This is a genomic window from Desulfosarcina alkanivorans, from assembly GCF_009688945.1.
Lineage (GTDB): Bacteria > Desulfobacterota > Desulfobacteria > Desulfobacterales > Desulfosarcinaceae > Desulfosarcina > Desulfosarcina alkanivorans.
This window is the reverse complement of the sequence record NZ_AP021874.1, coordinates 4,899,403-4,919,780: the sequence shown is the minus strand read 5'-3', so window position 1 is coordinate 4,919,780 and position 20,378 is coordinate 4,899,403. Positions and strand designations below refer to the sequence as shown.

Annotated in this window: 14 protein-coding genes; 8 read left to right on the top strand and 6 right to left on the bottom strand. The window is 57.2% G+C overall.

The window, feature by feature from the left end; all coding sequences use genetic code 11:
- Positions 1-7 precede the first annotated feature (7 nt).
- From DSCA_RS21595 to DSCA_RS21585, 3 genes are all read right to left on the bottom strand, one after another.
- A complete protein-coding gene (locus DSCA_RS21595) occupies positions 8-1,351 on the bottom strand; it encodes a TRAP transporter large permease (RefSeq protein ID WP_155318408.1) in 1,344 nt (447 codons plus the stop codon).
- Between the two features lie 6 nt (positions 1,352-1,357).
- On the bottom strand, positions 1,358-1,870 hold the full coding sequence (locus DSCA_RS21590) for a TRAP transporter small permease subunit (RefSeq protein WP_155318407.1): 513 nt from the start codon (positions 1,868-1,870) through the stop codon (positions 1,358-1,360).
- A gap of 110 nt (positions 1,871-1,980) precedes the next feature.
- On the bottom strand, positions 1,981-3,129 hold the full coding sequence (locus DSCA_RS21585; RefSeq protein WP_155318406.1) for a TRAP transporter substrate-binding protein: 1,149 nt from the start codon (positions 3,127-3,129) through the stop codon (positions 1,981-1,983).
- 705 nt (positions 3,130-3,834) lie between these two features.
- Between DSCA_RS21585 and DSCA_RS21580 the strand changes: the two genes are divergently transcribed.
- Positions 3,835-5,250: a sigma-54 interaction domain-containing protein gene (locus DSCA_RS21580; protein ID WP_231716238.1), complete on the top strand. Its 1,416-nt coding sequence runs from the start codon at positions 3,835-3,837 to the stop codon at positions 5,248-5,250.
- Between the two features lie 28 nt (positions 5,251-5,278).
- Here DSCA_RS21580 and DSCA_RS21575 read toward each other — a convergent pair whose 3' ends face one another.
- The 3 genes from DSCA_RS21575 to DSCA_RS21565 form a co-directional block, all read right to left on the bottom strand.
- A complete protein-coding gene (locus DSCA_RS21575) occupies positions 5,279-7,297 on the bottom strand; it encodes an acyl CoA:acetate/3-ketoacid CoA transferase (RefSeq protein ID WP_231716237.1) in 2,019 nt (672 codons plus the stop codon).
- Between the two features lie 264 nt (positions 7,298-7,561).
- Complete coding sequence (mce, locus tag DSCA_RS21570) at positions 7,562-7,966, bottom strand: methylmalonyl-CoA epimerase (protein ID WP_155318405.1); 405 nt, start codon at positions 7,964-7,966, stop codon at positions 7,562-7,564.
- 331 nt (positions 7,967-8,297) lie between these two features.
- On the bottom strand, positions 8,298-9,479 hold the full coding sequence (locus DSCA_RS21565; protein WP_155318404.1) for a pyridoxal phosphate-dependent aminotransferase: 1,182 nt from the start codon (positions 9,477-9,479) through the stop codon (positions 8,298-8,300).
- A 677-nt stretch (positions 9,480-10,156) separates the two neighbouring features.
- Between DSCA_RS21565 and DSCA_RS21560 the strand changes: the two genes are divergently transcribed.
- The 7 genes from DSCA_RS21560 to asnB all read left to right on the top strand — a co-directional run bounded on the left by DSCA_RS21560 (position 10,157) and on the right by asnB (position 20,350).
- Positions 10,157-10,495, top strand: coding sequence for a P-II family nitrogen regulator (locus DSCA_RS21560; RefSeq protein WP_155318403.1), 339 nt, complete (start codon positions 10,157-10,159; stop codon positions 10,493-10,495).
- 50 nt (positions 10,496-10,545) lie between these two features.
- Entirely contained in the window at positions 10,546-11,955 is a 1,410-nt protein-coding gene (locus DSCA_RS21555; RefSeq protein WP_155318402.1) for an ammonium transporter, read from the top strand.
- 325 nt (positions 11,956-12,280) lie between these two features.
- Positions 12,281-14,923, top strand: a complete 2,643-nt coding sequence (gene glnD, locus DSCA_RS21550) for a [protein-PII] uridylyltransferase (protein ID WP_155318401.1) — start codon at positions 12,281-12,283, stop codon at positions 14,921-14,923.
- Positions 14,924-14,999: 76 nt separating this feature from the next.
- A complete protein-coding gene (locus DSCA_RS21545) occupies positions 15,000-16,289 on the top strand; it encodes an ammonium transporter (protein WP_155318400.1) in 1,290 nt (429 codons plus the stop codon).
- 65 nt (positions 16,290-16,354) lie between these two features.
- Positions 16,355-16,693 (top strand): P-II family nitrogen regulator, encoded by a 339-nt coding sequence (locus DSCA_RS21540; RefSeq protein WP_155318399.1) that lies wholly within the window; start codon positions 16,355-16,357, stop codon positions 16,691-16,693.
- A 126-nt stretch (positions 16,694-16,819) separates the two neighbouring features.
- Positions 16,820-18,232: a type I glutamate--ammonia ligase gene (gene glnA, locus DSCA_RS21535; RefSeq protein ID WP_155318398.1), complete on the top strand. Its 1,413-nt coding sequence runs from the start codon at positions 16,820-16,822 to the stop codon at positions 18,230-18,232.
- Between the two features lie 150 nt (positions 18,233-18,382).
- A complete protein-coding gene (asnB, locus tag DSCA_RS21530) occupies positions 18,383-20,350 on the top strand; it encodes an asparagine synthase (glutamine-hydrolyzing) (RefSeq protein WP_155318397.1) in 1,968 nt (655 codons plus the stop codon).
- Positions 20,351-20,378 lie beyond the last annotated feature (28 nt).

The following is a 20,378-nucleotide window of genomic DNA, read 5'->3' as shown; positions in this document are numbered from 1 at the left end:
AGGAGCATCAGTTGCCGAAAAACAGGGCCGGAAGCCAGGTGATCAGACCCGGAAACAGCACCAGGATCGCCAGTCCCACCAGCTGCAGCAGAACAAAAGGCATGATACCGCGGTAGATGTGCATCATGGTGTATTCCGGCGGTGCCACCCCCTTGAAGTAGAACAGGGCATAGCCAAAGGGCGGCGTCAGGAACGAGGTTTGCAGGTTCACGCACATGAGGATCGAAAACCACAGCGGATTGAAATCAAGTTCCATGGCAATCGGCATGAAAATGGGGACGGTGACCAGCAAAATGGCGGCCCAGTCGATGAACATGCCCATCAGGAAAACGATGCCCATCATGATCAGGAGCACCAGCCAGCGATTCATGCCCGAGCCGATGAGTACGTCGGCGACCACGTCGCCACCGCCCATGCTCAAAAAGACCGAACTGAAAAATTTGCCGCCGATGAAGAGCATCATCACCATGGACGTGGTTTTCAGGGTGGCGAAACAACTGTCCCTGAATACCGGCCAGGTGAGTTTGCGGTTGGCCAATGCCAGTATCAGCGAACCACTGGCACCCATACCGGCCGCCTCGGTGGGCGTCGCCACGCCCCCCAGAATGGTTCCCATCACGGCAAGGATCAGTGCCAGCGGAGGCACCAGCGATTTCAGGGTCATGCCCCACTTCTGGGCGGCGGTGTAACTGCCGGCCTCTTCTTTGGAAATCGGAGGCCCCAGTTCCGGGTTGATGTTGCAGCGTATGAAAATGTAGGCAAAATAAAGACCCGCCAGCAGCATGCCGGGAAAAATGGCCCCGGCAAACAGGTTGCCGACGGTGGTCTCTTTCAGGCCGGTCAGGCCGCCGTACACCACCATCATGATGGAAGGCGGAATCAATATGCCCAGGGTGCCGGCGGCACAGATGATGCCGCTGGTCATCTCTTTCTGATAGTTCTTTCTCAGCAGGGCCGGGGTGGCCAGCAGGCCCATGGCAACCACGGACGCCCCGATGATGCCGGTCGTGGCGGCAAATACGGTACAGACGACGACAACCGCCAGCCCCAGGCCGCCCTTGATGCTGCCCAGCACCACGTACAGCGCTTCGAAAAGCTTGTCGCTGACCTTGGAGCGGTCCAGCAGCTGGGCCATGAGGATAAACAACGGGATTGCCACCAGCACATAGTTTTCCATGACGCCCCAGGCGTTGTTGGCAAACATGTCAAACAGGGCAGAGACATTGAACCCGTTGTCGAGGAGCCCGAACAGGGTCGCCACGGCCGCCAGGGTGTAGGCCAGCGGATGACCGAAAATAATGGCTGCAATCAGTGACACGAACATCGCAACAGTTAAAAATTCTACACTCATGATTGGTTACCTCACCCCTTCTGCTTTGCCTTGCAGCACCCGGATATTATGGATCAGATTGGAGAATCCCTGAATCAGCAGAAATGAAAAGGAGATGGCCATCAGGGTCTTGATGGGATAAATCGGCGGCGCCCAGCTGGTCGGGTTGAGTTCCCGTCCGGCGATGGATGTCAGGGCGTATTTCCACGATGCGATGGTCATCAGGACCATCACCGGCATGAAGAACACCAGATTGGTCATTACGCCGATGGCACCCTGGGGTTTAAGCGGCATCCGTGAGGTGAAGATGTCCACCCGCACGTGCCCGCTGTAAACGTCACAGTAGGCCAGCCCCAGCATGTAGTGCACGCCGTAAATAAACGTCGTGGCTTCAAACCCCCAGGTGGTGGGGGCGTTGAAGGCGTAGCGCATGATCACCTCGTAGACCACCACCACCAGCAGGGGCAGCGCCAGCAGCGAACTGAACTCGCCCTGCTTGATGTTAAACGTGTCGATTGCCTTGGATAGTTTTTCCAGCATGCCTGCTTTCCTTTCAAACGGCACCGGATCCGTAGATGGGTTGAAGGCCTGCAAGAACCGAATGCAGGCCCCCAACCGTTGGGTTCAATGAATTAAACGCGAATGGGTCGCTATTCCGTAATACGACCACCGACGTATGTTTCGTAGGGCCACGGCGTCGCTCCGGAACGAACTTCACGCCAGTCGGAAAAATCCGCGATAAACTTTTCCTGGCTGTCCAGCACCTTTTTGACATCCGGGTACTTGGCCTTGACTTCGTCCAGGTATTTTTTGGTGGTCTTGCGGAATTCGATGAGGGTTTCCTTGTCCATCTGGACGAATTCGATCTTTTCCTTGAATCGGCGGATGGCTTCGGCATTGAGGCCGTTGATCCAGTTGTAACTCCACAGCTGGGTCTCCTTGGCGCAGATATCCACGATCCACTTCAGGTCTTCAGGAAGCTTGTTGTAGGAGTCCTTGTTGAAAAACAGGGCGCACTGGATGCCGGGCTGGTGCACGCCGGGCTGAATGGCGTATTTGGTGATTTCGTCGAATCCCATGGGGTAGTTGATGGCGGGGGAGGAGAACTCGGCGGCATCGATGACGCCGCGCTCCAGGGCCAGGTATACCTCGCCGCCGGGCAGCGGGCTGACCGAGGCGCCCAGGTTGTTGAGGATGTCCATATACCAGCCGGGTGTCCGTACGCGCATCCCCTTGAAATCTTCCATCTTAGTGGCGCGTTTGTTGGAGGAAAGGCCCATCTCCTGGCCGCACTGGCCGCCGGGCAGGGCAAAAAGATTGAACTGGCCGTAGATTTCCTGCATCAGTTCGAGACCGCCTTTTTCGTACAGCCAGATGTTGTAACCCTCGGCATCCAGCCCGAAGGGCACGGAGGCAAAGGCCACAAAGGCTTCGTTTTTGCCTTTCCAGTAGCCGGGCCAGTCATGGCCGACATCGGCGGAACCCTTGCTGACGGCGTCAAAGCTCTGCATGGCGGGGACCAGTTCGCCTGCAGAGAACGGTTTGATGTCCAGCCGGCCGGCGGAAGCCAGACGTACGCTGTCGGCAAAATGCACGGCAATGTCGTAAAACAGAAGGCCCTTGCTCCAGGGCATGACCATCTTCCAGCGTATTTTTTCGTCACTGGTTTTGAATTTGACCCGTTTGGCAACGTCGTGGCGTGGATCGCTGCCGAATTTTTCACGTTTGGCATAGGATGCGCTGGTCAGGAAACAGAGGGCCAGGACGATGCAAAAAATAGTGGTTAACGCTTTTTTCATGACGGTTCCTCCCTGATAGGTCAATATGGATTGAAAACATCTCGGCTTGATTGTGTGCATCGACAACCTGTCGACAGATTAGTCTCTCACCCCCCTTCATAGCGATCTGGTAGATTGGCTAAAATGGTCTTATGTTTAATGAGTTAATGGTCATACCAATAATAGGTTTGAATATTATAGCTGACGGATCATGTCAATAATAAATTTTTCGTACAGATGATGAAGGATATTCATTTAAAACAGGCGCCCTATCCGTCGCGACCCCCTGAGCGTGCGGCCTGCCGATGGCGCCGCAACGGATCCATGGTCCGGAATACCGGTTCAAAGACGACAAGCCCATCGCATCAGCCATGCGGCGCAAATTTATCGGCTTCTTCGATATCAACGGAAAGAAAGCGGGTGCCGACCGGAGACGGGGAGGTAAAAGCCCCACCTCGAGGGCGTAGCGCTCAAATGGCGGTACCATTGGAACCTGAGCCCATGGGCCTGCGTGGTGCAATTACAGGACCAATTCAAGAACCTGGACGCGTTTCTATCTATGTAGCTGTTATCGATCGATTAATTGCGTTTCAAGGGTGGCGGGATCATTTTAGGGGTGGACGCAACGCCGGTCATGTTGTATCAAAATATATACATGATCCATTTTTGATACATACTGCAGGGCGCGCCTCGCGGTTGTCCCGATGAAAGGCCCGCAGCCGAAGGATGAGCGATCACGATATGGCCAACCATTCCGGTACCACGACCATCAACAGCCAGCTGGAACTGTTTCACCTGATTTTCGACAACCTGTACAACGGGGCCATGGTGACCGATGCCAACGGCATCGTCACCCACCTGAACAGGCCCTATGCCCAGTTTTTGGGCATCGATCCAGGCCGCAGCATCGGAAAACACTGCACCGACGTGGTGGAAAACACCCGGATGCACATTGTCGCCCGGACAGGCAAACCCGAAATCAACCAGACCCAGACCATCCGGGGCCAGAACATTCTCGTGCACCGCATTCCCCTGAAAAAGTCGGGAAAGGTCATCGCCGTCTTCGGACTGGTCATGTTTCAGGATGTGGGGGAAGTGGTCAAACTGGCCAAGAAACTGCGCCATCTCGAATCCCAGGTCAAACAGTACAAGAAGGAATTGATGACCCTGCGTTCCACCCGATACACACTGGAAAGCATCATCGGCAACAGCCGGGCCATCGCCGACCTGAAGCAGGAGGCCCTGGTGGCGGCCACCAATACCTATCCGGTGCTGATCGCCGGTGAAAGCGGGACGGGCAAGGAACTGTTTGCCCAGAGCATTCACCATGCCAGTTCAAGGGGCATGCATCCCTTTGTCCAGATCAACTGCGCGGCCATCCCCAAGGACCTGCTGGAGTCAGAGCTTTTCGGCTATGACCGGGGCGCATTCACCGGCGCCCGGTCGGCCGGCAAGCCGGGCAAATTCGAACTGGCCCATCAAGGGACCATCTTCCTGGACGAGATCGGCGATCTTCCCCTTGCGATGCAGCCCAAACTATTGCGGGTTCTGGAAGAAAAGGTTTTTGAGCGGGTCGGCGGGAACACGGTCATCGAATCCGATTTCAGGCTGATTGCGGCCACGAACCAGAACCTGGAACGGCTGATCGACAAGGGACGTTTCCGCAAGGATCTCTTCTACCGGCTCAATGTCATTTCATTGACCATTCCGCCGCTGAAGGCGCGCACCGAAGACATCATCCCCATTGCCCGGCATCTGCTCAGGCAGTCCTCCCAGACATCGGATGCCGGCGAAATCCGACTCTGCCCGGAGGCGATCCATGCCCTGCTGGCCCATTCATGGCAGGGCAACGTCCGCGAATTGTCCAATGTACTGGAGCGGGCCCTGTCCACCATGAGCGGGGATGTGATCGAACTGACCGACCTGCCCTCTGCCCTTCAGCGGGAAAAGGCCCCGCCGGATGCCGTTGCCGTGGCGCCCATTCGCGAAGTCCAGGCCAATGCGGAAAAAAGGGCCATTGTCGCCGCGCTGGAGAAGACCGGCAACAACAAGGCGCGGGCCGCATCGCTGCTGGGCATCCACCGGACCCTGCTGTACAAAAAAATGAAAAAGCACGCGATCGCCCTCGGCAGCAGGCGATGAATGTATCAAAACGGATACATAAACCGAATCATGTCTCGGAGGCGCCGCCCCCTCCCCTGAGGGCCAGCTCCGCCTCCTCCCGGCTTTCATAGATGTGGGGCGCCATCTTGCGCTCTTTCAGCGCCTCACCGATTTTCATCCGCAGAAAGGTGCTGGTGGTATAGCGGGTGACACCGGTGTAATAGCGCCTCACCAACCCTTCGACCATATCGGTGTAGGGCCCCACCAATTCCGGCAGGATACTGAAATTGTCATAATTGACAACCGCATAGACCCGATGGCCCACAGGGTCCAGAACGCCGGCAACGGCGGCCCTCACCGCATCCACATCCTCGGGGGTGCGAATCGCGTAGGCTTCGAAGTTGACGAAAAACAGGTTTTCCCGCGGGTCGTAAACCAGGCGCTTTTCCAGCGAAACGGCGAACAGGTCCTCCTTGAGCCCCATAATCCCGGGACTGAAAATGCGTCGGTCCATGGATGAGGGTTCCCCCTTGATGACCGGCTTGAAATCCATCTGCGCCAGGATGTCCCGTTCAATGTCTATTCCCGGTGCGACCTCGACCAGTTCCATGCCGTCCGGGGTGAGCGCAAAAACGCATCGCTCGGTAATGTACCGCACCGGCTGTTCCCTGGAGACGGCATAGGCGCCGGAAAACGTGACGTGCTCCACCTGCTTGAGGAACTTTTTCAGCTTGCCTTCCCGGTCGATGGAAAGCTTGCCCTCGCGGACGGAAATGGCAAGCCCGCCCGCGGTAAAGGTGCCCACGAAAACCACGCTCTTGGCGTTCTGGCTGATATTGATGAAGCCGCCCGCACCGGCCAGCTTGGGACCGAACTTGCTGACGTTGAGATTGCCGGCCCGGTCCGCCTGGGCCAGACCGAGGAAGGCCAGGTCCAGGCCGCCGCCGTCATAAAAATCGAACTGGGACGGCTGATCGATAAGGGCCTCGGTATTGACGGCGGCGCCGAAATTGAGGCCGCCCGCCGGCAGTCCGCCGATGACCCCCGGTTCCGCCGTCAGGGTCAGGTACTCGATGATCTTTTCCTCGTTGGCCACATTGGAAACGCCTTCGGGCATGCCGATTCCCAGGTTGACCACGCTGTTGGGGATCAGTTCGAAGGCCGCCCGCCGGGCGATAATCTTGCGAGCGCCCATTTCCATGGGTGGCAGGGACTGAACGGGCACCTTGACTTCACTGCTGAAAGAGGGGTCATAACGGGTGCCGAAGGTCTGCCAGTGGTTCTCCGGTTCCGAAACCACCACGCAGTCCACCATGATCCCGGGAATCTTAACCTGTCTGGCGTTCAGGCTGCCGCGTTCGGCGACACGTTCCACCTGTACGATGACGAATCCGCCGGAGTTTCTGGCCGCCGTGGCGATAGCCAGGGCTTCGAGGGTCAGGGCCTCTTTCTCCATGGAAATATTGCCGTCGGTGTCGGCGGTGGTGCCCCGCAGGATAGCCACGTTGATCGGAAATGTCTTGTAGGCCAGATAGTCGTTGCCATCGAACTGTATCCGCTCGACCAGGTCCTCGGTGGTCAGGGTGTTGATCTTGCCGCCGCCGTTGAGGGGGTCCACAAAGGTGCCGATACCGACCGTGGTGATGGTGCGCGGTTTGTGGGCGGCGATATCCCGGTACATGTGCGAAATGACCCCCTGGGGCAGGTTGTATGCTTCGATTTTATCCTCCAGGGCCAGGCGCTGGAGTGCGGGGACCAGCCCCCAGTGGCCGCCGACCACCCGCTTGACCAGCCCCTGGTGGCCCAGATGGTTCAATCCCCGTTCCTTTCCGTCGCCCTGGCCGGCGGCATAGACCAGCGTCAGGTCACGGGGGCAATGGTGCGCCAGGAAATAGGATTCCAGAGCCATGGCAATCTGTTCGGGAAATCCGATGCCGACAAAGCCGCCGGTGGCAACGGTATCACCGTCCCGGATGATACGGACCGCCTCTTCGGCGGACACGACCTTTCCTTTTTTGGCGCGGTCGGGAGTCAGGGAAGAGAGCATGGGGTGAGACGAAACGGATGGGTTCTTTTTCTTTTCCATGAAGGTCCTCCTTGAAGAGTCGTGGGCAAGCGTTTCGGGCTTGAGAGGTGGTCTGATAATAATGGTATGACCGCCGCCTGCAGTCAATCAACGAAAAAACTTAAGCAAGATAAATGCCGAAACGGAGGGGCTGTGTACAAACCAATAAATTGGCGGGCAAGCAGGCAACAGGGAGGCGTTTAAAACCAAACGGCACCCCTTGCCCATGGCTCTTCCATGGATGATGGGGTGCCGCAGGCACCACTGGAAATTAACGCGCCGATATCAATCCCGCTGGCATAATTCCACCAAGACACCATTGGTGGCCTTGGGATGCAAAAAAGCGATTTTGGCGCCGCCGGCACCGATTCTGGGCTGCTGGTCAATAAGCTTGACGCCCTTTTCTTTCAGTTCGGCCAGGGCCTCATCGATATTTTCGACCCGAAAGGCGACATGCTGGATACCCTGGCCCCGCTTTTCGATATACTTGGCCACCGGTCCGTCCGGTGCGGTGGATTCCAGCAGTTCGACTTCACTTTCACCCACCGGGAAAAAAGCCGTGGTGACCTTTTGCTCGGCAACGGTTTCCGCACCTTCGAAATCCAGCCCCAGCACGCCGGACCAGAAATCCTTGCCGGCGTCGATGCTGTTCACGGCGATGCCCAGATGATCGATCTTCAAAATTTTCATGAATCACGCCTCCTATTGAATAAAGGTTTAATGAAAACCTAAAAATGCCCTTTGCTTTTCCCTCAACATTCAAAATTCACAGAGGAACGAATTCCAGCTGTGATGAATGTGCTTTGGACGATCTTATATTGCTGCTGTAAGTCGCTCCCACTGTTTAATGTTCCGCATTCGAAATCCAAAAGTAAAATCTTAGTTTCCGTCCAGAAATGGTAGCTTGTGGTTCAGGCCAAGGCCGCAGCGTTTTTGCAGCCGCAGGCGTAGCTGCGCTACGTTGAGGATTGCAAAAATGTGAGAACGCCGGTCTGGGCCGCAAAATGCCGTTTCTGGATGTCTATTTGTATTTTTGCATGACTCTCTTAAACCCCGGCAACGCATCGACAATGGTCCGGTCGTCGACACAAAAGGCGATCCGGAAATGCCCCGGGCCGGCAAAACCGCTGCCCGGCACCACCAGGATCAATTCCTCCTGCAACGCCTTGACAAAAGCCACGTCATCGGCAATCGGCGTGCGCGGAAACAGGTAGAACGCTCCGGGCGGGGTGGTGAATTCGTATCCGGCATCGGCCAGCCCGTCACACAACAGGTCTCTTTTGCGTTTGTACTCACCGATATCCACGCTCATTCCCTGCATGCAGGCGACCACCCGCTGCATCAGCGCGGGCGCATTGACAAACCCCAGAATCCGGTTGGTCAGGGCCATGCCGGCCATCAACTCCGGCTTATGGGCGGCGGCGGGGTTCACCGCGGCAAAACCGATGCGTTCGCCGGGAATGGAAATATCCTTGGAGTAGGAGGTGGCGATGATGCTTTCCGGGTAGCTCTGGAAAATAGACGGCACCTGGGCGCCGTCAAACACGATTTTGCGGTAGGGTTCGTCGGAAACCAGGTAAATGATATGGCCGTAGTCACGGCTTTTTTGGGTCAGCAGCCGCCCCAGTTCATCCAGGCTTTCCCGGCTGTATATCTGGCCGGTGGGGTTGTTGGGAGAATTGATCAGCACCACTTTGGTTTTCTCGCTGATGGCGTCGCCCAGCGCATCGAGATCGAGGGTGAAGTCCGGCCGGGTCCCCACCATGTTGAGAACCCCGCCATGGTTGTCCGCATAAAACCGGTACTCCACAAAGCAGGGCGTGGGCGTCAGCACCTCGTCACCCGGATCCAGCAGGGCCTTGAAGATCACATTGAGGGCGCCGGCGGCCCCGCAGGTCATGATGATTTCATCGCAGGAAATGGCAACGCCCTGCTCTTCCGTGAGGTAGTCGGCAATGGACACACACACCTGGGGGTAGCCGGCCTGGGGCATGTAGCAGTGATCACCGAGCCCGCACGAGTCCACCGTGTCCCGGAGGATCTCGTTGAATTTTTCCGGCGGCGGCAGGTTGGGGTTGCCCAGGCTGAAATCGAAGACCTTGTCGGCCCCATGGGCGGCCTTGAGCCTGGCCCCCTCTTCAAACATTTTTCGAATCCACGAGGATTTGGCCATGATGTCGTTGATCTTGCGTGCAACGGTCATCTGTTTTGCCTCCTATGCTTAATTCCGGCGGTGGGTTTTCGCGCACCAGACACCGGCGCGCTGCAGGCTGACAGTCAGTGAAAGAGTAACTTATGGAAATCCTGTATAAAATTCAAGCGATAATTTCGATGTCGGAAGACGGCGCCCGATCCCCCTGGGGGTGGCCCCACCCCGTGAAGCAGGGGGTGGGTCAAAGCATACATTTTTGTAAGCAACAGTAAAAAGCATGGATCCCCGCTGCAGCCCCCGTGACGTCCCGGCCCGGCGCCGGCGGATCTCGCCCCTTCATCCGCAAATCCCCCAGCCCCGTCCGAATCAAGTATAAATCCGATGGGTTTTGTGAAACCGGAAACAGCGGGGCAGGCTGATCAAGCCCTGGTCATCCGACAGGCGAAACCTCTTGCCAGATCCGCCAAGATGACGCACCCCCCCTTTGATTACATTTTTGTATTTTTTATGCTTATTTATGCTTATTTTGTATTATTATAAATTTTAATCTTACATAAATGAAACATAATGAAAGAACCCTTTTGTTGGTAAAAATTTTTTATTCATATAAATACAAATGGTTATACAGTTTTTAGAATAAAATGGCACAGGGGTTGCTCAACAAGCATTCGAACAGCAGCCAATACCCGGGGACGCTCAACCTTATTAGCTACCAGGAGATGTCAGCAATGAAAAAAATTGAAACGATTATCAAGCCGTTCAAACTGGACGATGTCAAAGACGCACTGAACCGCATCGGCGTGTCGGGCATGACCATCAGTGAAGTCAAAGGGTTCGGGCGCCAGCGAGGCCACAAGGAGATCTATCGCGGCGCCGAATACCAGACCGACTTCATCCCCAAGATCAAAATCGACCTGATCGTCGATTCCGACATGGCCGACAAGGTGGTGTCCACCATCACCGAAACCGCCAATACCGGCAGTGTAGGGGACGGCAAGATCTTCGTGATGCCCATCGAAGGCGCGTATCGCATCCGTACCGGCGAATCGGGCAAGGATGCCATTTAAACCGCCAGCAGTGATCATTTACACCATTTTATATTTACAAGGAGAGAAAAATGAAATTGAAAGCCTTTATCCTGCTGATGCTCGTTGCCCTGATGAGTGTTCCGGCTGCCATGGCGTCCGACCCCGACCCCACGGTGTTGACCAATAAGGAAGCGATCGACCTGGTTCAGACCCATGCCAACTACCTGTGGACGCTGGTGGCGGCCTGCCTGGTGTTTTTCATGCAGGCCGGCTTTGCCATGGTCGAGGCCGGTTTTACCCGGGCCAAAAACGCCATCAACATCATGATGAAAAATCTCATGGATTTTTCCATCGGATCCATTGCCTTCTGGGCCATCGGCTTTGGCCTCATGTTCGGAGCCTCCGCCACCGGCTGGTTCGGCACCACAGGCTTTTTTCTCAGCGACTTCGCCCCGGACGGCGACCCCTGGGTGCTGGCCTTCTGGATGTTCCAGGTGGTCTTCGCCGCCACCGCCGCCACCATCGTTTCCGGTGCCATGGCGGAAAGAACCAAGTTTACCGGGTACATCGTTTACAGCATCTTTGTTTCCGGCCTGATCTATCCGATTTTCGGCTCCTGGGCCTGGGGAAGCCTGTTCAACGGCAGCGGCTGGCTGGAAGGATTCGGATTCATCGACTTTGCCGGCTCCACCGTGGTCCATTCGGTGGGTGGCTGGGCAGCCCTGGCCGGCGCCATCGTGCTTGGCCCCCGTCTGGGCAAATACACCAAAGACGGCAAGATCAAACCCATCATGGGCCACAACATTCCCCTGGCGGCACTCGGCGTGTTCATCCTCTGGCTGGGGTGGTTCGGGTTCAACCCCGGCTCCACCACCACGGCGGATACCAGCATTGCCATGATATTCGTCAACACCAACCTGTCCGCCGCAGCGGGCGCCTGTCTGGCCATGATCGTCTCCTGGATGAAATTCGGCAAACCTGAAGTGGGCATGAGCCTCAACGGCGCCCTGGCAGGCCTGGTGGGCATCACTGCGGGCTGTGCCAATGTGTCGCCAACCAGCTCCATCGTTATTGGCGCCATTGCCGGTATCATCGTGGTTTTCTCGGTCATGTTTTTTGACAAGATCAAAATCGACGACCCGGTCGGTGCCGTTTCCGTACATGGTGTCTGCGGTGCCTGGGGCACCCTGGCCGCCGGCATCTTCAACATCGGCGGCACCTCCGCCGGCATCATCGGTGTCCAGTTGCTGGGCATCGCCGCCTGCTTCGTCTGGACATTCCCCATGGCATTCGTGATGTTCAAACTCATCGACAAGACCATCGGCCTGCGGGTGACACCGGAAGAGGAGCTGGAGGGACTGGACTATGCCGAGCACGGCGGCATCGCCTATCCGGACTTCGGCGTCTCCACCCACGGCGGGATCTCCACGATTTCAGGAACACCGTCGTCAGGCCTGACCAGTTATGCACCCTCTGCCAAGCCGGTAACCCAATCGTAGCTGACGATTGACCATCCGGATTTAAAAACCCATCAGCGCCATCTGTTCCTCCCTGTAAATGCACCCTGAAGTGGCCGGTCCTGCCGCTTCAGGGTGCATTTTCATTTTTCACCGGCCGGGCATGCAGCATTTCGGTTTTCAAATCAACAATTTCATTTTTGTAATTTTTTGGAATTTTTAATTACATTTTTGCAATCCTGACAGAAAATAAAAAAACAGTTAAAAATTTATAACAAATTGCTTTTACGATGCATTTAACATTAATTGCCAGATGGCACACGGGTTGCTTTGCTTAATGGCCATCAAGTAACCAAAGGATACCGATGTGACCGCCCCTGCCCCACACAACCTTTACGCCGATGCCTCCATGGCCCTGAAAAAGGGACGGGCACAGCTTATCGAGGACCTCCTGGCGGGCAAGGCGCCCGGATTTCTCGATGACAACGCCCGGCTCATCGACGATTATTTTCATCAAAGCTACGAAAAAAGCGTGGTGGGCCCCAAAATGGACATCGCCAAGAACCCTTATGCGGTGGTGGCGCTGGGCGGCTACGGGCGGGCGGAGCAGTGCGTATACTCGGATGTGGACCTGCTTTTCCTGTTCGAAAAAAAAGTCCCCCGGGTGGCCGAAGACCTCGTGCGCGAGATCGTCTACCCGTTGTGGGACATGGGGCTGGATGTGGGCCATGCCACGCGGTCCATCAAAGAATGCGTCGCCATGGCCCGCCAGGATTTCGAGGTGCTGACCTCCATCCTGGACGCCCGTTTCATCTGTGGCATGTCGCCATTGTTCATGAAGTTGATGGACCAGATCCGTGCCAAGTTCATCAACCTCAAGCCCGACGCGATCATCGCCTGGCTGGTGGAAACCAACCGGGAACGGCATCGGCGCTTCGGCGACTCCTCCTACCTGCTGGAACCCAACTTCAAGGAGGGGCAGGGCGGTTTGCGGGACTATCACACCATGCTGTGGATCGCCAAGATCAAGTCCGGCATCAAACAACGCCGGGACCTGGAGTACTATGGCTATTTCTCCCATGATGACTACGCCCGCCTGTCCGAGGCGCTGTCCTTCATCTGGAACGTGAGAAACCGGTTTCACCTGATGATGAATCGCAAAGGGGACCAGATCCATCTGGAGCAGCAGCGCAAACTGGCCGACGTCATGGGGATCCCGGCAGTCAACGGCCACCTGCCCGTGGAACACCTGCTGGGCCAGCTGCACGGCCATATGGAGTATGTAAAGCAGCAGCATGAAATGTTCCTGTACGAGATGGAGCAGAGAAAACGGCTCAAAAGGAAGAACAAAGGGCTCAAGACCACCCAGGTCAAAGGGCTGAAGTTCAACCGGGGAATGCTCAATTTCACCTCGCCGGAAAAAATCCTCAACCATCCGCACCTGCTGATGGAAATATTTGCGGAAAGTGCCGCACAAAGGGCTCCGCTCAACAGCGAAGCCAAACGCCTGGTGCAGGATTTTGTCCATCTGGTGGACGATGAATTCCGGCCCGATCCGATGGTGGTGCAGCTGTTTGAGCGAATCCTGGTCCGTTCACCGCGGACATTCGAGGTCTTCAACCAGATGCTCTACACGGGTTTTCTGGCCCGGTTTATCCCCGAATTCAAATCGGTCGTGAACCGGATCCAGTTCGACCAGTATCATCTCTACCCGGTGGCCAGGCATTTGCTCTTCACCATCAAAATTCTGCGTGGTTTCGACAGCGATGCCGGCAAGGAAAAAGATCCCCTCGCCCACCGCCTGTACAAGGAATTGAAAAGAAAGAAGGTCCTGCTGTGGGCGGCCCTGCTCCACGACATCGGCAAGGGAGACCCCACCAGCGGCCACTCCGAACGGGGCGCCATCCTTGCGGAACGAATCCTCCTGGAGAAAGGCGCCAGCCCCGCTGACGCCAAAACCGTCGCCTTCCTCGTCGAACATCACCTGCTGCTGGTCCAGACGGCCACCCGGCGGGACATCAACGATGAAGAAACGGCGATCACCCTGGCCCGGACGATCAAGAAGGCGGAGTTATTGAAAATGCTCTACCTGCTTACCGTGGCCGACTCCATGGCCACCGGCCCCAAGGCCTGGAACGACTGGACATGCTCACTGCTCATCAACCTGTTTTTCAAGGTGCTCAACGTTCTCGAACACGGTGAACTGGCCACCGGCCGCGCCGTGAGAACCGTGCAACAGAAACGGGAGGCCGTGGTCGCCGCCATGACCGGGCAGATGGAGCCCGGCCAACTGGACATGCTGCTCAAATTCATGTCGCCCCGCTACATGCTCTACACGCCGGCGGCCAACATTCCCAGGCACCTCGATCTTTACGCAGACCTCGGTGAACGGCCATTCGTGTGGCACATCGAAAAATCTCCGGGTGCGGACACCCGCACGGTGACCATCTGCGGCAGGGACCGGCCCGGGCTGATTTCCAGGATTGCCGGCGTGTTCACCCTCAACAGCATCGACATCCTCGATGTACAGGTCTTTACCTGGCGCAACAACATTGCCCTGGACGTTTTCGAAGTCACCCCGCCGCCGGATCCGATCTTCGAAGAGGAGCGTTGGGAGCGGGCCCGCCGGAACCTTGAGGATGCCCTGGCGGACCGGCTGGATATCGCCAAAGAGATGATCCACAAAGAAAACGACGCCGCGCCGATCCGGCCCTATACGGCTGAAAGGCCCACAGAGATCGTGGTGGACAATGAAACATCGAGCTTTTTTACCATCGTCGAAGTGGTGACGTTTGACTATCCCGGACTGTTGTTCCGGGTGACGGATGCGCTTTTCAAATGCGGCCTGGATATCTGGGTCGCCAAAATTGCCACCAAGGTGGACCAGGTGGTGGATGTATTTTACGTAAGGGATTTTGACGGCCAGAAGGTGGACGCACCCTATCAGGTCGCGGCCGTCAAGGCAGCCATCCAGGAGATTCTCCCGGGTGAAGATCCGATCCATGGCTGACCGCAACCTTTGCGCTGCGTTGAACCCACGGAAGCGCCCGGCGGGCATTCCTGTAAAAAAAAAGGACGACACAACCATGAGATTGAAATCAATTATGCTGACATTGCTGCTCGGATTGATCACCACCCCGGCCTTGGCCGAAGATGGGCTGAATACCGGCGACACGGCATGGATGATCGTCGCCACCGCCCTGGTCATGATGATGACCCCGGCCGGACTTGCACTGTTTTACGGCGGCATGTCACGCTACAAGAACCTGCTCAACACCCTGGCCATGACCTTTGTCTCCTACTGCCTGGCGAGCGTCATCTGGATGATGTGGGGCTACACCCTGGCCTTCGGATCAAGCAAAGGCGGCATCATCGGCGGTCTGGACCATTTTTTCATGGCCGGCATCGGCGTGAACAGCCTGTCCGGCAGCATTCCCACCTTGGTGTTCGCCCTCTTCCAGATGACCTTTGCCGGCATCACCGTGGCCCTGGTGCTGGGCGCCATCGTCGACCGCATGAAATTTTCCTCGTGGATCGTCTTCACCATCCTGTGGGTCACCTTCATCTATTGCCCCATCGCCCACTGGGTGTGGGGAGGCGGCTGGATGGGAGAAATGGGCGCCCTTGACTTTGCAGGCGGCAATGTGGTCCACATCAACGCCGGTGTGGCGGGACTGGTGCTCTCTCTGGTCCTGGGCAAACGCGTCGGTTACGGCAAGGAGGCCATGTTCCCCTCCAGCATCACCCTCACGGCCCTGGGGGCGGCCCTGTTGTGGTTCGGCTGGTTCGGATTCAACGCGGGCAGTCAGCTGGCCGCCGACGGGGTGGCCGCATCGGCCTTTCTGGTCACCAACACCTCCGCCGCCACGGCCGCCCTGGTGTGGATGTTCTGTGAGTGGATCGTCACCGGCAAGCCCACGGTGCTGGGCATCGCTTCCGGCGTGGTGGCCGGACTGGTGGCCATCACACCGGCCGCCGGGTTCGTCAACCTTCCTGCTTCGTTGATTATCGGCTTGGTTTCCGGTTCGTTGGGTTACTTTTTCGTTGCCGTCGTCAAACACAAGATCGGCTACGACGACTCACTGGATGCATTCGGTGTGCACGGCATGTGCGGCATCTGGGGCGCCCTGGCCACGGGCCTTTTCGCCAATCCCGCCATCACCGAGGGGAAAGCCGGACTTTTTTACGGCAACCCCGGCCAGTTGTGGACCCAGGTGGTGTCCATCGTCGCCACGGCCGCGTTCACCGCCGTGGGGACCCTGATTGTGATCTACATCACCAAAGCTGTGACCGGCGGCCTGCGCGTGGAACGCGATGATGAGATCCAGGGCCTGGACAACACCCTTCACGGTGAACGCGGATTTGAGATCACATAAGCATGTTACCATTCGGGGAGACATCCATCGCTCTCTCGGCTACTTAACACAGGAGGTTGAATAAAATGAAGAAGATCGAGGCCATCGTCAAACCCTTCAAGCTGGACGATGTCAAAGAGGCCCTCAACGAGATCGGCATCCAGGGGATGACCATCTCCGAGGTCAAGGGCTACGGACGCCAGAAGGGGCACAAAGAGATCTACCGGGGAGCCGAGTATGTGGTCGATTTTATCCCCAAGGTCAAAATCGAAATTATCGTCGATTCGGAGCGTGCCGATCTGGTGGTGGAGGCCATTCAGAAGGCGGCCAACACCGGCAAAATCGGCGACGGTAAAATTTTTGTGTTCTCCGTCGAAGAAGTCATCCGGGTACGCACCGGCGAGAAGGGCAAGGACGCAATTTAAAGCTGGTTAACAGACTGAAGGTGTTTAGGCTGAAGAAGAGAAAAGAACGATTTTGAAAAGCGACAGCTGCATTACTCTTCAGCCTTCGGTCTAAACACCTAAAAACCTTATACTGTGGAGGAAATTATGACACCCGAAAAAGTATTGGCAATGGCAAAGGAAAACGACGTTAAGGTAGTCGACATTCGCTTCATGGATTTCCCCGGCATGTGGCAGCACTTCAGTGTGCCCATCGGTGAACTGGACGAGGGCAGCTTTGAAGACGGCTTCGGTTTCGACGGTTCCAGTATCCGCGGCTGGCAGCCGATCAACGCCAGCGACATGCTGGTGATCCCCGATGCGGCCACCGCCAAGATCGATCCTTTCTTCAAAGTTCCCACGCTGGTGCTCATCGGCAACATTGCCGATCCCATCACCCGCGAAGCCTACAGCCGCGACCCGAGAAACATCGCCAAAAAGGCCGAGGCCTTTCTGAAGAGCACCGGTATCGGCGACACCGTCTTCATCGGCCCCGAGGCGGAATTTTTCATTTTTGACGACATTCGCTACGACAGCCAGAAAAACGGCGCGTTCTACGCCATCGATTCCGTGGAAGGGACCTGGAACACCGGTCGCTGCGAAGAACCCAACCTGGGGTACAAGCCGCGTCACAAGGAAGGTTATTTCCCCGTGCCCCCGTCGGACAAGTTCCAGGATCTTCGTTCCGAGATGCTGCTGGTCCTCGAAAGCCTGGGCATCGACGTGGAGTGCCAGCACCACGAAGTGGCCACCGCCGGCCAGGCCGAGATCGATATGCGTTTCAAACCCCTGCTGCAGATGTCCGACCAGCTCATGTGGTTTAAATATGTGCTCAAGAACGTGGCCTACAACGCCGGCCACACCGTCACCTTCATGCCCAAGCCCCTCTATGGCGACAACGGCACCGGCATGCATACGCACGTGAGCATCTGGAAAGAAGGCAAACCGCTGTTTGCCGGCGACAAGTACGCCGGCGTCTCCCAGGAGGCCCTGTGGGCCATGGGCGGCATCCTCAGGCACTGCAAGGCCCTGTGCGCCTTCACCAACCCCACCACCAACTCCTACAAACGTCTGGTTCCGGGATTCGAGGCGCCGGTCAACCTGGCCTACTCCAGCCGCAACCGCAGCGCGGCCATCCGCATCCCCATGTATTCGGCATCCCCCAAGGCCAAACGCATCGAGTTCAGGACACCCGACCCGTCCTGCAACGGCTACCTGGCCTTCTCCGCCATCATGATGGCGGTTCTCGACGGCATCCAGAACAAAATCGACCCGGGCGATCCCCTGGACAAGAACATCTATGACCTCCCGGCGGAAGAACTGGCCGAAATTCCCTCTGCACCGGGCTCCCTGGACGAAGCCCTGGCGGCCCTGGCCGAAGACCATGACTTCCTGCTCAAGGGCGATGTCTTCACCAAGGATGCCATCGACATGTGGATCGACTACAAGACCGAAAACGAAGTCAACCCCGTGAAACTGCGTCCGCATCCGCACGAGTTTCACCTGTACTACGACATCTGATGTGACCGCGTCCTCCCGACGATAATCGGTCCTCCTGAAACGGCAGCCTGCGTGATCCAGCAGCGGGCTGCCGTTTTTATTGTATGATGGCGCCCCTTCTGTTATTTTGACCGGTCAAGAGACTTCCCATGCACAACGGATGGAGGATTTATGTGCGGTATTGCCGGCATTGTTGATTTCAACAACCGTGAAGCGGCGGCACCTGTGGTGGGACGGATGCTCGACATGATGCCCCACCGGGGGCCCGATGCATCGGGCATCTACCATTGCCAGCCGGTGACGCTGGGCCATGCCCGCCTGAGCATCATCGATCTGTCCGCCAGCGGCGATCAGCCCATACACAACGAAGACAAAACGGTCTGGATCACCTTCAACGGTGAAATTTTCAACTACCCGGAACTGAGAAGCGGCCTGGTTGAAAAAGGCCACCGGTTCTATACCCGGACCGATACGGAAGTGCTGGTCCACCTGTATGAGGAACACGGCACCGACATGTTCGCCCGCCTGAACGGCCAGTTCGCCTTCGCCCTGTGGGACGGCCGGAAACAATCCCTCCTGCTGGCCAGGGACCGCGTGGGCATCCGTCCCCTGTTCTACCACCGGGGAAACCGGCGGTTGACCTTCAGCTCGGAAATCAAAGCCATCTTTGCCGACCCGGACGCCCCACGTGCCCTGGACGCCCAGACCCTGTCGGACATTTTTACCTGCTGGACCGCCATGGGGGGGGCGACCCCATTCACGGACATCCATCAGCTGCCGCCGGGGCACTTCGCCCGCTTCGACCGGGACGGCCTCACCCTGCAGCCCTACTGGGTCCTGCCGTTTGGTGCCGAAACGGACGAATCCAAAACCGAGGAGGACTGGGTGGAGACGATCAGGGCGCTGCTGCTGGATGCCACCCGCATCCGCCTTCGTGCCGATGTACCGGTCGGCGCCTATCTGAGCGGGGGGATCGACAGCACCTACACCAGCACTGTGGTCAAACGCCATTTCAACAACCGGCTGCATACCTTTTCCGTGGGCTTCACGGACCCGCGCTTCGACGAGGCGTCATTCCAGAAAATTGCCGTGGACTCACTCGGCACCGAGCACCGCGCCGTCCGCTGCGCCGAAGCGGATATCGGCCGGATTTTCCCCCGGGTCGTCTGGCACGCCGAGACCCCACTGCTCAGGACAGGACCCTCGCCGCTCTTCCTGCTATCCCGACTGGTTCGCGACAGTGACTTCAAAGTCGTGCTCACCGGAGAAGGCGCCGATGAGGTGTTTGCGGGGTATAACATCTTCAAGGAAGCCAAAATCCGGCGATTCTGGGCGCGGCACCCGGATTCTAAAATGCGGCCGGCCCTGCTGGCCCGCCTCTATCCCTATATTTTCAAGGACGCCAAATCCGGCGCATTCCTGCAGTCCTTTTTCAAACGCAACCTGACCGATGTGGATTCACCGGCATATTCCCATCTGCTGCGCTGGCACAACACCGATGTGCTGAAGGGGTTTTTTTCAGCCGACCTGAGAAACGGTTCCGACAGCCTGACCGGTTTCATCGACAGGTATGCCCAGAGCCTGCCCGACGGATTTATGGGCTGGGACCTGCTCACCCGGGCCCAGTATACGGAAAGCCGCCTGTTTTTGTCCAACTACCTGCTCTCCTCCCAGGGGGACCGCATGGCCATGGCCAATTCCATCGAAGGCCGGTTCCCCTTTCTGGACCACCGCATCTTCGAAGCGGCTGCCAGAATCCCCTCCCGTTTGCGGATGAGGGGGCTCACCGAGAAATATATTCTTAAAAAAGCGGCCCGCGGCCTGATTCCGGACCCGCTCATCGACCGGGCCAAGCAGCCCTATCGGGCACCCATCAGCCGGTGCTTCTTCGGCGATGGGCAGCCGGACTATGTTTCCGAGATGCTCTCGGATGATACGCTGAAGCGCTATGGGTACTTCGATGGGAAAAAGGTGGCCCGACTGGTGGCCAAGTGCAGCCAGGGGAGAGGATCACTGCTCAGCGAGCGGGAGAATATGGCCCTGGTGGGCATCCTGTCCACCCAGCTGGTTCACCATCAGTTTATCGAGGATTTTCGCGTCCCCGCGACCCGCCGCCGGGAGCATGCGGCAATCCGGTAGGCGCAGCGAAAGTTGCAGCGGTGGTGGA

What these genes read in the sequence shown, in the direction of transcription:
- asnB (WP_155318397.1), top strand. Translation starts at nt 18,383, where the DNA reads ATGTGCGGTATTGCCGGCATTGTTGATTTCAACAACCGTGAAGCGGCG.
- mce (WP_155318405.1), bottom strand. Translation starts at nt 7,966, where the DNA reads ATGAAAATTTTGAAGATCGATCATCTGGGCATCGCCGTGAACAGCATC.
- DSCA_RS21540 (WP_155318399.1), top strand. Translation starts at nt 16,355, where the DNA reads ATGAAGAAGATCGAGGCCATCGTCAAACCCTTCAAGCTGGACGATGTC.
- DSCA_RS21585 (WP_155318406.1), bottom strand. Translation starts at nt 3,129, where the DNA reads ATGAAAAAAGCGTTAACCACTATTTTTTGCATCGTCCTGGCCCTCTGT.
- DSCA_RS21580 (WP_231716238.1), top strand. Translation starts at nt 3,835, where the DNA reads ATGAGCGATCACGATATGGCCAACCATTCCGGTACCACGACCATCAAC.
- DSCA_RS21545 (WP_155318400.1), top strand. Translation starts at nt 15,000, where the DNA reads ATGAGATTGAAATCAATTATGCTGACATTGCTGCTCGGATTGATCACC.
- DSCA_RS21560 (WP_155318403.1), top strand. Translation starts at nt 10,157, where the DNA reads ATGAAAAAAATTGAAACGATTATCAAGCCGTTCAAACTGGACGATGTC.
- DSCA_RS21595 (WP_155318408.1), bottom strand. Translation starts at nt 1,351, where the DNA reads ATGAGTGTAGAATTTTTAACTGTTGCGATGTTCGTGTCACTGATTGCA.
- glnA (WP_155318398.1), top strand. Translation starts at nt 16,820, where the DNA reads ATGACACCCGAAAAAGTATTGGCAATGGCAAAGGAAAACGACGTTAAG.
- DSCA_RS21575 (WP_231716237.1), bottom strand. Translation starts at nt 7,297, where the DNA reads ATGGAAAAGAAAAAGAACCCATCCGTTTCGTCTCACCCCATGCTCTCT.
- DSCA_RS21565 (WP_155318404.1), bottom strand. Translation starts at nt 9,479, where the DNA reads ATGACCGTTGCACGCAAGATCAACGACATCATGGCCAAATCCTCGTGG.
- DSCA_RS21590 (WP_155318407.1), bottom strand. Translation starts at nt 1,870, where the DNA reads ATGCTGGAAAAACTATCCAAGGCAATCGACACGTTTAACATCAAGCAG.
- DSCA_RS21555 (WP_155318402.1), top strand. Translation starts at nt 10,546, where the DNA reads ATGAAATTGAAAGCCTTTATCCTGCTGATGCTCGTTGCCCTGATGAGT.